The sequence below is a fragment of the Streptomyces sp. sk2.1 genome (assembly GCF_008120935.1).
In the GTDB taxonomy this organism is placed as follows: Bacteria; Actinomycetota; Actinomycetes; order Streptomycetales; family Streptomycetaceae; genus Streptomyces.
Window position 1 is genome coordinate 169,728 of the sequence record NZ_RDBO01000071.1, and the last position, 12,733, is coordinate 182,460.

The window sequence follows — 12,733 nt, forward strand, 5'->3', positions numbered from 1 at the left end:
TGATGGTGGCGTCCGGCCCCGCCCCGAATCCAAAACAGGCCGGGGCCGGACGCCACCATCACGCGCCCGACCCCGGCCCCGGACCGACCGCCGCCACCGCCGACAACGTCAGCGGAACCGGCGGCCCCGGCCCTTCCTCACATCACTACTTCTTGCGGCGCCGACCCCCACCGTTCTTCTGCGCCTTGCGCCGCTCCGCCCGGGTCAGCCCGTCCGACTCGGACCCGGTCGTACCGCCGCCGTTGGAGAAGTCACCCTCGACGACGCCGCCCTCACCGTCCACCGTGGGGGCGGAGAAGTGCAGCCGGTCGGGGCGCTGCGGAGCGTCGAGCCCCTTGGCCCGGATCTCCGGACGCGCCGCCGGTACGGCGTCCTCCTTGACGAGCGAGGTCCGCTCGGCCTCGTCCTGCACCGGAACCTCCTCGACCTGCTGCTCGACCTGGACCTCCAGGTTGAACAGGTAGCCGACGGACTCCTCCTTGATGCCCTCCATCATGGCGTTGAACATGTCGAAGCCCTCGCGCTGGTACTCGACCAGCGGGTCCTTCTGCGCCATGGCCCGCAGGCCGATGCCCTCCTGGAGGTAGTCCATCTCGTAGAGGTGCTCACGCCACTTGCGGTCGAGGACGGACAGCACCACACGCCGCTCCAGCTCACGCATGATGTCCGAGCCGAGCTGCTTCTCGCGCGCGTCGTACTGCTCGTGGATGTCGTCCTTGATCGACTCGCCGATGAACTCGGCCGTGATCCCGGCCCGGTCACCGGCCGCGTCCTCGAGCTCCTCGACGGTGACCTTCACCGGGTAGAGCTGCTTGAACGCGCCCCACAGCCGGTCCAGGTCCCATTCCTCGGCGAAGCCCTCGGTGGTCTCCTGGCGGATGTAGTCGTCGATCGTGTCGTCCATGAAGTGGCGGACCTGGTCCTGCAGGTCCTCGCCCTCCAGGACGCGACGGCGCTCGCCGTAGATGACCTCGCGCTGCCGGTTGAGCACCTCGTCGTACTTCAGGACGTTCTTGCGCGTCTCGAAGTTCTGCTGCTCGACCTGCGACTGGGCCGACGCGATCGCCCGCGTCACCATCTTGTTCTCGATCGGCACGTCGTCCGGCACGTTGGCCATCGACATGACCCGCTCGACCATCTGCGCCTTGAACAGCCGCATCAGGTCGTCGCCGAGCGACAGGTAGAAGCGGGACTCGCCCGGGTCGCCCTGACGGCCGGAACGACCGCGCAGCTGGTTGTCGATGCGCCGCGACTCGTGCCGCTCGGTGCCCAGGACGTAGAGGCCGCCGAGCTCCTTGACCTCTTCGAACTCCGCCCTCACGGCCTGCTCGGCCTTCTCCAGCGCGGCGGGCAGCGCGGCCGCCCACTCCTCGACGTGCTCGACGGGGTCGAGACCGCGCTGGCGCAGCTCCGCCTCGGCGAGGTCGTCGGGGTTGCCGCCGAGCTTGATGTCGGTGCCTCGGCCGGCCATGTTCGTCGCGACCGTGACCGCGCCCTTGCGACCCGCCTGGGCGACGATCGTCGCCTCCCGGTCGTGCTGCTTGGCGTTGAGCACCTCGTGCTGGACACCGCGCTTGGAGAGCTGCTGCGAGAGGTACTCGGACTTCTCGACCGAGGTGGTGCCGACCAGGATCGGCTGGCCCTTCTCGTGCTTCTCGACGATGTCGTCGACGACCGCGGCGAACTTCGCGACCTCGGTGCGGTAGATCAGGTCCGACTGGTCGGCGCGGACCATCGGCCGGTTGGTCGGGATCGGCACCACGCCGAGCTTGTAGATCTGGTGGAACTCGGCGGCCTCGGTCATCGCCGTACCGGTCATGCCGGAGAGCTTGTCGTAGAGGCGGAAGAAGTTCTGCAGGGTGATCGTGGCGAGGGTCTGGTTCTCGTCCTTGATGTCCACCCCTTCCTTCGCCTCGATCGCCTGGTGCATGCCCTCGTTGTAGCGGCGGCCGGCGAGGATACGGCCGGTGTGCTCGTCGACGATCATGACTTCGCCGTCGATGACGACGTAGTCCTTGTCCTTCTTGAAGAGTTCCTTGGCCTTGATGGCGTTGTTGAGGTACCCGACGAGAGGGGTGTTCACCGACTCGTAGAGGTTCTCGATGCCGAGCCAGTCCTCGACCTTCGAGACGCCGGGCTCGTGGATGGCGACGGTCCGCTTCTTCTCGTCGACCTCGTAGTCGCCGGTCTCCTCGATGCCCTTGAGCGGGTTGCCCGCCTCGCCCTTGGTGAGGCGGGTGACCAGCTTGGCGAAGTCGCCGTACCACTTGGTGGCCTGGTCGGCCGGGCCGGAGATGATCAGCGGCGTACGGGCCTCGTCGACGAGGATCGAGTCGACCTCGTCGACCACGGCGAAGTTGTGGCCGCGCTGGACGAGCTCGTCCGCGGACCACGCCATGTTGTCGCGGAGGTAGTCGAAGCCGAACTCGTTGTTCGTGCCGTACGTGATGTCGCAGGCGTACTGCTCACGGCGCTGGGCCGGCGTCATGTTGGCGATGATGCAGCCGACGGTCAGACCCAGGAACTTGTGGACCCGCCCCGTCAGTTCGGAGTCGCGCTCGGCCAGGTAGTCGTTGACCGTGATCAGGTGCACGCCCTTGCCGGAGAGCGCGTTGAGATACGCCGGCAGGGTGCCGACCAGGGTCTTGCCCTCGCCGGTCTTCATCTCGGCCACGTAGCCGAGGTGCAGGGCTGCGCCGCCCATCATCTGGACGTCGTAGTGGCGCTGTCCGAGGACTCGCTTGGCGGCCTCACGGACGGTCGCGAATGCTTCGGGGAGCAGGTCGTCCAGGCTCTCGCCGTCCGCGTACCGTTCCTTGTACTCGTCGGTGAGCGCCCGCAGCTCGGCGTCGGAGAGGTTGACGAAGTCCTCTTCGATGGAGCTGACCTGGTCCGCGATGCGGTGCAGTTTGCGCAGGATCTTGCCTTCGCCTGCACGCATGAGCTTGTTGAAGACGGACACTGAGGCTGGTCTCCTTGCCGGTCGGGCCTGGCACTGGGTCGTGTGTGGACTCTGGCGCGGGCACGGCAGGTGGGCCCCACCGCAACGGCCATCGTAAGCGAGGACCCGGCCGCGCCGGGAGGGCTGCCGCCGCGTTGGCCCCACCGTCCCTCATGGGTCAACGGCCGGGGAGCTCCGAAGGTGCCGGGAAGTCACGAAAAGTGTTCGCCCCGCGACCGGCGCCTCACCAGAATTCCGTGCATGGACCCGATCACCCTCACCACCGACCGCCTGTCGCTGCGCCCCTTCACCGGCGAGGACGTCGACGGAATCCACGCGGCCTGCCAGGATCCGGACATCCGGCGCTGGACGGTCGTGCCCTCCCCCTACAGCCGCGCCGACGCCGAGCTCTTCGCGAAGAAGCTGTGTCCCGACGGCTGGCGCGACGACTCCATGTACAACTTCGCGGTGGTCCTGCGCACCGGCGGTGCCCTGGTGGGCGCGCTCGGCATCACCCGCCGCGGCCTCCCGGGCCTGTACGAGGTGGGCTTCTGGTCCGCCGTCGAGCACCGGGGGCACGGCTACGCGACGGAAGCGGTGCTGTCCGCCGCCCGCTGGGCGTTCACGGAACTGGGCTGCGACCGGCTGGAGTGGCGGGCCGAGGTCGGCAACGCCGCCTCGCGCGCCGTGGCCCTGCGGGCGGGGTTCCGGATGGAGGGCGAGCAGCGTTCGGGGCTGTTCAACAAGGGGGTGCGGCGCGATGCCTGGGTGGGGGCGCTGCTCCCCTCCGACCTCGGCCTGCCGGGCACCCACCCCTATCTGCCCGTCCCCTGAACGAGTGGCCCCGCCGGCCTGTCCCGGTTCCGCCGGAACCGGGACCGACTGTCAGTGCCTGCCCCTAGGGTGCGGGGCATGACCTCTGTGCCGCCTCCCGCCGTCGAACTCTCCGCCGACCAGGCGCGCAGGATCGCCCTGCGCGCCCAGGGCTTCCTCGGCGCCCCGGACCGCCGGGCCGGAATCCCGGGCGTGCTGCGGCATCTCGGCGCCGTGCAGCTCGACACGATCTCGGTGCTCGCCCGGTCGCACGAGCTGATTCCGTACGCCCGCCTCGGTGCGGTCGGCCGGCGCACGATCGAGGAGGCGTACTGGTCGGGCGGCCGGGCCTTCGAGTACTGGTCGCACGCGGCCTGCATCCTGCCGGTCGAGGAGTGGCCGCACTTCGCGTTCCGCCGCCGCGCCTACCGCTCGCGCCCGCAGTGGCACCACGACCTGCCGGACGGCGTGTACGAGACGGTGATCAAGCAGTTGCGCGCCGAGGGTCCGCTGACGGCGACGGAGCTGGGCGGCGCGAAGAACGGCGGCGAGTGGTGGGACTGGTCGGGGTCGAAGGTCGCCGTCGAGCGCGCCCTGATGTACGGCGAGGTGGTGTGCACCGAGCGGCGCGGCTGGAAGCGGGTGTACGACCTCGCCGAGCGGGCCCTGCCCGATGCCGTGCTCCACGACGACCTGGACGACAAGGAGTGCCTGCGGCGGCTGGTCACGCTCGCGGGGCGGTCCCTGGGGGTGGGCACCCGGGCGGACATCGCGGACTACCACCGGCTGAAGGGCGAGCAGTTCGACGCGGTGGTGGCGGACTCCGGGCTGGTGCCGGTGACGGTGCGGGGCTGGGCGAAGCCCGCCTGGGCGGACCCGGCGGCGCTGGCCTCGGAGCCGCGCGGCCGGCACCGCACGACCCTGTTGTCGCCGTTCGACTCGCTGATCTGGGAGCGGGCGCGCACCGAGCGGATCTTCGGTTTCACCCACCGTCTGGAGGCGTACGTCCCCAAGCCCAAGCGGGTCCACGGCTACTTCGCGATGCCGCTGCTGGCGGGCGGGAGGTTGCAGGGCCGGGTGGACCCGGCGCGTGAGGGCAGCACGCTGGTCGCCCGGCAGGTGTCCCTGGAGAGCGGGAAGGCCGTGGCGCCGATGGCCGAGGCGCTGGTGGAGGCCGCGTCCTGGGTCGGCTGCACGGATGTCCGGCTGGAGCGGGTCGACGCGCCGGAACTGCGGGAACCGCTCGCCCGGGAAATCGCCCGCGCCCTGGCGTGAGCGCGACCGTCTCCTTGCCGGTGCTTTACCTCTTTCCGGTACTGCTTCTTTCCGGTACTACCCCTTGCCGGTAGTGCTTCTTTCCGGTGCCCGGCCCTCGGCCCGGCGTCGTTCCGCCCGGTCCTGCCGTCGTGACCCGTCCCTCCGCGGGCGGGTCACCTGATCTCCAGGATCTTCTCCCTCATGGCATAGACCACGGCTTCCATCCTGGAGTGCAGCTGGAGCTTCTCCAGAATGTTGCGGACGTGGTTCTTCACGGTGTTCTCGGAAATGAACAGTTCCTTCGCGATATCGCGGTTGTTCATGCCCGTGGCGACGAGTTTGAGGACTTCGAGTTCCCGGTCGGTGAGCCGGGGCGCGGGGACCAGCCTGCGTTCGTCGGTCTTCTGGATCATCGACTTGAACTCGGTGAGCAGTTTGGACGCCATGGAGGGGCTGATCTGGGACTGTCCGTCGGCGACCGCGCGAATCGCCGTGGCCACCTCGTCCGTGGAGATCTCCTTGAGGAGATAGCCGGTGGCGCCGGCCTTGATCGCGTCGTAGAGGTCGGCCTCCTCGTCGCTGATCGTCAGCATGATGATCTTCGCGCTCGGGGCCACCTCCTTGATCGCCGTGCAGGCCTCGATGCCGCCGCGCTTGGGCATCCGCACGTCCATCAGGACGATGTCGGGCAGCAGGTCGGCGGCCTTGTCGACCGCCTCCGACCCGTCTCCGGCCTCGCCGACGACCTGGATATCCTCCTCCTGGGCGAGGACGATCTCCAGGCCTCTGCGGAAGAGCGCGTGGTCGTCCACCACGAGGACCCGGATCGGCTCCTTGCGGAAACCGTTGTCCGCGTCCGGGCCGCAGGCCCTCGCGATGTCGTCGGCGTCATTCGCGTCACGCACGGGCCCGAAGGCGTCCGCCATCGTTCCTCCCCCTGAAGGCCATGGCCTGAAGTTCACAAGCAGTCCGCCAACGGCAGTGCGCAGCGCACCGGTTGGCCTGGGACGCCATGATTCCATGCCCGGACGTCGGAGCGGTGATCATGTGACCGCGCACCGGTGCCCCTGGGAGCGCACAGACGTTCCAGGGGCACCGCGAAAGCGTGGCGTCAGCCGCCGAGCGCGCCGCCTGCGCCACCGGCTTCGTCGGCGGCCAGCGGGTCGGTCCTCAGATGGATGACACCGTAGTCATAGGCGTGCCGCCGGTAGACGACACTGGGTTCCTTGGTCTCGGAGTCGACGAACAGATAGAAGTCGTGCCCGACCAACTCCATTTCGTAGAGCGCCTGATCGAGCGACATCGGTGCGGCGACGTGCGTCTTCTCGCGCATCACCAGCGGACCCTCGCCCTGGATCTCGAGCGAGCCGAACCTGGTGGTGGGCACGGACTCGGTCGTCTCACTGGCGATCAGGTCGCCCTCGCCGTTGAACGACGCCGCGTCCGGCACGTTCTCGGCGACCTCGGCAGCGGGAATGCGGCCGTTGCCACGGCGGCTGTAGCGCTTGTCGTGCTGCTTGCGCAGCCGCGCCTCCAGCTTGCCGGTGGCCAGGTCCAGCGCTGCGTACGGGTCGCCTGCGGCCGCTTCCGCCCGAATGACCGGACCGCGCGAGCGGAGCGTGATCTCCACCCGGTCGGAACGGTCGGCCTGACGGGGGTTCGGCTCCTTGGACACCTCGACGTCGAGGCTGATCACCTTGCCGTCGAACTTCTGGATCTTGTCCAGCTTCAGCTTCTCGGCCACGTGCTTGCGGAACCGCTCGGGCACCTCGGTCTTGCGGCCCTTGACGACGATGTCCACGCAGAACTCCGTTCCCGGAAAACCCCGCTCAGTGGCGGAGCATCTCCCTTTTGCACCAGGCCCCGGTGATGACCGGAGCCGCGGACTCGGTGACTTCCACCTCCTCCTCCCCCGACGGCGGGGACTCCACCCCACCGAATTCCCAGCTATGGGCTACTGGTGAGTTACCTGCCCGAAACCTGGTGGTGCATTCATCGAGGTCCGGCATTCACCATTCCTCACAACCGAACATAGCCTGCTCCGCCGGTTGTCGGCACCCGCTACTCGCGCGTACCTCCGTTCCGGGCTTTTTGCTCACTCACTACCTGCAACGATGCAAGTTCACCAAGAGTTCCGGTTTATTTCGAAGGCCACGGGAGATACTGCGACAACAGCCGCCTGCCCGGCGCCGGAAACAGCTGCCGCGCGCCCGTCGGCCGCACCGCCCGCCGCGCCGATCGCCCGCGCCGCCTCGGCGAGCGAGGCCCCGGTCGTCAGAAGGTCGTCCACCAGCACCACCCTTCCGGGTCCGAGCAGTCGTTCGCCCCCGGCCACGACCTCCAGGGCCCCCGCCAGGTTCACCTGCCGCTGCCGGGCCCCCAGCCCCGCCTGGTCCGCCACCGGACGCCGCTGGCGCAGCACCGCGACCACCTGTGCGCCGGTGCCGCCGCGTCTCAGCTCTCCCGCCGCGGCCAGCGCGATCCGGCGGGGATCGTGAAGCTGTCGCCCGGCGACAACTGGCAGACGGTGGTCAAGAAGGGGTCCTCACTGGTCTACCCGGGCTGAGTTCCGCAAGCCTCGTCCGCGTTTTCCACAGGGGTGGCCGACTGCCCGCCCGTACGGCACCCGCCAGCGCCTTGCCGAGCGCACCGGCCAACCCCAGCGCGCCACGCTCCTTGTGGGCCAGGAGCACCGCCCGCACCGCTCCCTCGTACGCCGCCGCTGCATGCACCACCGGCAGGCCCGCGGGCTCCGGAGCGGGTCTCACCCGGCGCGGTGTCCCGCCGAGGAGCTGCGCACGGCACTCCTCGCACAGCTCCGCGCGCGGTCCGCCGCAACCGCCGCAGGACACCGGCAGGATCAGCCCGGAGATCTCCCGCCACCACCCGCGCATGACTCCACTGTGCCCTCCGGGCGGGAAGTCGGCCACCCCTGTGGAAAACGCGGACGAGGCTTGCGGAACTCAGCCCGGGTAGACCAGTGAGGACCCCTTCTTGACCACCGTCTGCCAGTTGTCGCCGGGCGACAGCTTCACGATCCCGTCGCTCGACGTGGCCGCCATCAGCGGAAGCTGCTCGTCGTCCGCCGCCGCGACCGACGAGACCTGGTTCACGCCGGGCAGGGCGCCCGACGCGGACGTCGAACCGTCCGCCTGGACGTAGCGCACCTGCTGCACGCCGCCCTCCTCCTTGCCGACCACCACGAGCCGGCTGCGGCCCGACCACGACATCGCGGTCACGTCCGTCAGCTGGGGCGCGGCCTGGCGCAGCTGCACCACCGACACCTGTTGCCCGGACTCCGGCCCGCGCCGCTCGATCCGGCCGATCTTCAGGGTGTTGCGGCCGTCCTGGGTCACGAGCAGGGCGATCCGCACCCCGTCCGCGGACATCCGCAGCGCCTCGATCCGACCGCCGGCCAGGTCGGGCACGGCGACCTCCTGCGGCTTGCCGGTGCCCCCGTCCAGCAGCAGCAACCGGGGGTCGTCGGGGTCCCGGTCGGCCACCCAGAGGTCGCCGCTGCCGTCCCAGCTCGGCGCCGACAGCCGGTTCTTCAGGCCGTGGGCCCTGCTGGTCACCGAGGGGGCGGGGAGTTCTTCGTCCGAGATGATCGACGTGACGTAGAGCGCCGATCCGTCGCGCGAGACCGCCGCCGCCGACTGCTCGTCCCTGGCCACACCGATCATGCCCATCGGCATCGGGCCGTTGCCGAGCGGACCGGCCACGGCCTCCGGAGTGCCGCTGCCCTTGGTGCTGCCGGGGATCCGTTCCACGTGCCCCTTGTCGTTCACGAAATACTGGCTGTCCGGGCCGCTGGACGAACCGTCGGGGGCGAACTCCTCCGCCTGGTCCGTCCCGAGCGCGCACAGCGTGGAGCCGTCCGAGCGCTGCAGCTCGACCTGTTCGACCCGAGCCGACGTCAGGTCCCGCAGGGTGTAGAGGACCTGCGAGGCCATCATGCGGCAGGACCGCTGCCCGACGCCGTCCGCCTTCTTGTTCAGCGGCACCTTCAGCACGTTGCGGTCGTCGGGCGCCAGGGAGGTGACGCCCTTCTTCAGCTCCGTGCCCGGGGGGAACCGGGACTCGACCACGGGCCGCAGCCAGTTGGTCGGCCCCGCGAGGAGGCTGCGGACGGACTGGGTCACGGTGTCCATCCCCGTGACGGGATCCGTCCGGCTGCGGAGGTAGACGGGGTCGGCCACCAGGGTCGACGGCACCGTCTTCCGTTCCGCCGCGAAGTAGTACTTGTTGACGGACCGGAAGAGGCGCTTGAAGTCCGACTGCCCGAGCAGGAGCCCGTCCGGCACCCGGTCGATCCGCCACTCCTTGCCCTCCGGCCCGTCCTCCTTCACCACGTGCAGGGTCTGGCTGTAGTCGGCGGGGGCGAGCGGCTGGTAGACGCTCTGGGCGTCGACCGTCGCCACCCTCGTGCCGGTCAGCGTGTAGGTGACCTCGGTGATGTTGTGGTCGCCGTCGCGGACGGGACGGTCCTTCCGATTCGGCGCCTTGGTGAGCACGGTGGTGAACGCGCCCGGATTCCAGCTCTTGGCCGCCCTCTTCGTCAGGTACTTGCGGGTCGTCCTGAACTCCGAGTCGTCACTGGTCATCGACTCCAGGAAACCGTCGACCACTTCGTCGGTGGTGGCGTTGTCACGCGGCGCGACGGCGTACACCTGCACCTGGGAATCGCCCGGCTGCGAGGCATCGACGGCCTTGACGTCCCCGGTGACGGGCATCGAGCTGCACGCGGACAGCAGCACCGCGCCGCAGCCGAGCAGCACGAGCAGTCCCGGCACACGCCCACGGCCGTCCCTGCGACGGTCAGCGCCCACGATTCATGCCCCTTGCTCCGGATCCTGCACCACCGTGTCCAAATCGCCGCCCGGCCGGTCCTCGGCGGGACGCGCGACCACTCGTGCGCCACTGCCGGGAAGGGCCGCCGGATGCACCGAGGCAGGTGCCGTCCGCGGCGCCGCGGGGGTCCGCGGCGGCACGGACAGGGCGGGCCGGTCGCCGCTCCCGGGCTGGATCGGCACGGCCGTCAGCCGGTGCCCGTCCTCCGCCCCGGCCCCGTTCCGCCCGGTGTTCTCCCGGTTGCGCCGGGAGTCCTCGGGCTCCAGCGGTATCGGCGAGCCGCGCAGCGGTTCGTCCGCCGTGCGCGGCAGCGTCAGCCGGAACTGCGAACCGCCGCCGGGCTCGCCCCACGCCTGCAACCAGCCGCCGTGCAGCCGGGCGTCCTCCACCGCGATGGAGAGCCCGAGGCCGGTGCCGCCGGTCGTACGGGCCCGGGCCGGGTCGGCCCGCCAGAACCGGTTGAACACCCGGGTCGCCTCGCCGGGCTTGAGCCCGACCCCGTAGTCCCGGACGGCCACGGCGACCGCTCCCCCGGCGGCCCCCATCCGCACCACGACGTCCCGTCCCTCGCCGTGCTCGACGGCGTTGACCACGAGGTTGCGCAGCACCCGCTCGACCCGCCGCGCGTCGGCCTCCGCTATCACCGGCTGCTCGTCGCCGACCACCCGGATCCGGGTGCCCTTGCGCTCGGCCAGCGGCTCGGCCCCGCCGATCACCCGCTGCACCACCTGGCGCAGGTCTATAGGCTCGGCCTCCAGCGCCGCGGCGCCCGCGTCGAACCGGCTGATCTCCAGGAGGTCGGAGAGCAGCGACTCGAACCGGTCGAGCTGGTCCCCGAGCAGTTCCGCGGAGCGCGCCGTCACGGGGTCGAAGTCGCTGCGGGCCTCGTGGATGACATCGGCGGCCATCCGTACCGTCGTCAGCGGTGTCCGCAGCTCGTGGGAGACGTCGGAGACGAAGCGCCGCTGCATCCGGGAGAGCTCCTCCAGCTGCTGGATCTTCAGCTGGAGGTTCTGCGCCATCTTGTTGAAGGCCTCGCCGAGCCGGGCGATGTCGTCCTCACCGGTGACCTTCATCCGTTCCTGGAGCCGGCCGGCCGACAGCCGCTCGGCGATGCCCGCCGCCATCCGCACGGGCGTGACGACCTGCCGCACCACGAACCAGGCGATGGCCCCGAGCAGCACGACCACGAACAGTCCCGCCGTCGCCAGCGTGGTCCTGACCAGCGTCAACGACTTCTCCTCCTGCGTCAGCGGGAAGAGGTAGTAGAGCTGGTACGGGTTGTGGTCGATGTCGTAGAGCCGCTTGCCCACGACGAGGCCGGGCTGCGGTTCCTGCCCGCCGGACTCGTACTCGATCAGGGAGTACGTCTGGAACGCCCCCTGGCCCTTGTTCACGGAGTCCCGCAGCTTCTGCGGGATGCTCGCCGCGTTCACGCTCCCCGATCCGCGCGGCGCCCGGGTGTCCTCGTCGGCGCTGAGCGCGACCACGTGGAAGGCGTTCTTCCCGCCGCTGGCGAGCTGGTCGACGAGCTCGGTCCGCCAGGAGTTGTTGGCCGTGCCGCCGTCCGCCGTGCCGCCGCCCTGCCCACCGGGAGCGAGCGGGGCGTTCGCCTTCTCCTGGGCGGCGGCGAAACCGCCGGCGGCCTGGGTCTGGGCGGCCTTGCCCTTGGCCTCGAGCAGGCCGTTGCGCACCTGCCCGATCACGACCAGGCCGAGGAGCAGCACCACGCCCAGTGACATGAGCAGCGTGCCCGCGACGACCCGCAGCTGGATGTTGCGCCGCCACAGCCGCACGACGGGCAGCAGCGGACGGCGCACCCAGCGCATCAGCAGACGCGGCACGGGGCCGCCGGGCGCCCGGTCGTGGAACAACCGGCCGCCCTGCAGAAGGCGCCCGACCTGGGACGCCTTGTTTCCTGGGCCGGCAACCCGCTCCGCACGGGCTCCCGGCTCCCCGGGCTGCGGAGCAGCGTTACCCAGGGTCATGTCAGCTCGGTCCGGCCTTATAGCCGACCCCTCGGACGGTCACCACGATCTCCGGCCGCTCCGGGTCCTTCTCGACCTTGGAGCGCAGCCGCTGGACGTGCACGTTCACCAGCCGGGTGTCGGCGGCGTGGCGGTATCCCCACACCTGCTCCAGCAGCACCTCGCGGGTGAAGACCTGCCACGGCTTGCGCGCGAGCGCGACCAGCAGGTCGAACTCCAGCGGGGTGAGGGCGATCGACTGCCCCTCCCGCTTCACCGAGTGCCCCGCCACGTCGATGACCAGGTCGCCGATGGCGAGCTGTTCGGGTGCCGGCTCCTCGGACCTGCGCAGGCGCGCCCTGATCCGGGCGACCAGTTCCTTGGGCTTGAACGGCTTGACGATGTAGTCGTCGGCCCCGGACTCCAGGCCCACCACCACGTCGACCGTGTCGCTCTTGGCCGTGAGCATGACGATCGGCACACCCGACTCGGCCCTGATCAGTCTGCAGACCTCGATGCCGTCCCTACCGGGCAGCATGAGATCCAGCAGGACCAGGTCCGGTTTGGCCTCACGAAATGCGGCAAGTGCCTTGTCGCCGTCCGCTACGAACGACGGCTCGAACCCTTCACCACGCAGCACAATCCCGAGCATCTCGGCCAGTGCGGTGTCGTCGTCGACGACAAGGACGCGTCCCTTCATAATCGACATCATCCCATTAGCTAATCGTTACCTGCGATGATCTGGCACACAGCTCCGCCAGTCCGGCCCCCGTCACCGGGGAAACGACACCCTCCTCCGTGACGATCGCCGTGACCAGTTCCGGCGGTGTGACGTCGAACGCGGGGTTGTACGCAGGGGTTCCCACCGGCGCCACGGGCACCCCGCCGACGCCCCCGTCCACCC

9 protein-coding genes and 1 pseudogene are annotated in these 12,733 nt (G+C 70.0%); 2 read left to right on the forward strand and 8 right to left on the reverse strand.

The features are described 5' to 3' along the window. Positions 1 to 145 precede the first annotated feature (145 nt). On the reverse strand, positions 146 to 2,962 hold the full coding sequence (gene secA / locus EAO76_RS25540) for a preprotein translocase subunit SecA (RefSeq protein WP_148838263.1): 2,817 nt from the start codon (positions 2,960 to 2,962) through the stop codon (positions 146 to 148). Positions 2,963 to 3,202: 240 nt separating this feature from the next. On the opposite strand from secA, the gene EAO76_RS25545 reads away from it, so the two are divergent. Together EAO76_RS25545 and EAO76_RS25550 are read left to right on the forward strand one after the other, a co-directional pair. Then, positions 3,203 to 3,775, forward strand: coding sequence for a GNAT family N-acetyltransferase (locus tag EAO76_RS25545; RefSeq protein WP_148838264.1), 573 nt, complete (start codon positions 3,203 to 3,205; stop codon positions 3,773 to 3,775). 78 nt (positions 3,776 to 3,853) lie between these two features. Beyond that, complete coding sequence (locus EAO76_RS25550) at positions 3,854 to 5,029, forward strand: winged helix-turn-helix domain-containing protein (RefSeq protein ID WP_148838265.1); 1,176 nt, start codon at positions 3,854 to 3,856, stop codon at positions 5,027 to 5,029. Positions 5,030 to 5,184: 155 nt separating this feature from the next. On the opposite strand, the gene EAO76_RS25555 is transcribed toward EAO76_RS25550, so the two are convergent. The 7 genes and pseudogenes from EAO76_RS25555 to EAO76_RS25595 form a co-directional block, all read right to left on the reverse strand. Beyond that, the gene (locus EAO76_RS25555) at positions 5,185 to 5,937 is read right to left on the reverse strand and encodes a response regulator transcription factor (RefSeq protein WP_148838266.1); all 753 of its coding nucleotides are present in this window, start codon (positions 5,935 to 5,937) and stop codon (positions 5,185 to 5,187) included. Between the two features lie 185 nt (positions 5,938 to 6,122). Continuing rightward, complete coding sequence (gene hpf / locus EAO76_RS25560) at positions 6,123 to 6,812, reverse strand: ribosome hibernation-promoting factor, HPF/YfiA family (RefSeq protein WP_148838267.1); 690 nt, start codon at positions 6,810 to 6,812, stop codon at positions 6,123 to 6,125. Between the two features lie 321 nt (positions 6,813 to 7,133). Next, a complete protein-coding gene (locus tag EAO76_RS47360) occupies positions 7,134 to 7,433 on the reverse strand; it encodes a hypothetical protein (protein ID WP_187438791.1) in 300 nt (99 codons plus the stop codon). Between the two features lie 541 nt (positions 7,434 to 7,974). Next, entirely contained in the window at positions 7,975 to 9,744 is a 1,770-nt protein-coding gene (locus tag EAO76_RS25580) for an LpqB family beta-propeller domain-containing protein (RefSeq protein ID WP_262375750.1), read from the reverse strand. A 99-nt stretch (positions 9,745 to 9,843) separates the two neighbouring features. Further along, complete coding sequence (gene mtrB / locus EAO76_RS25585) at positions 9,844 to 11,850, reverse strand: MtrAB system histidine kinase MtrB (protein ID WP_187438792.1); 2,007 nt, start codon at positions 11,848 to 11,850, stop codon at positions 9,844 to 9,846. 1 nt (position 11,851) lies between these two features. After that, complete coding sequence (gene mtrA, locus EAO76_RS25590) at positions 11,852 to 12,541, reverse strand: two-component system response regulator MtrA (RefSeq protein WP_187438793.1); 690 nt, start codon at positions 12,539 to 12,541, stop codon at positions 11,852 to 11,854. Positions 12,542 to 12,545: 4 nt separating this feature from the next. Next, positions 12,546 to 12,733, reverse strand: a pseudogene (locus tag EAO76_RS25595) (S-methyl-5-thioribose-1-phosphate isomerase); the annotation flags it as partial.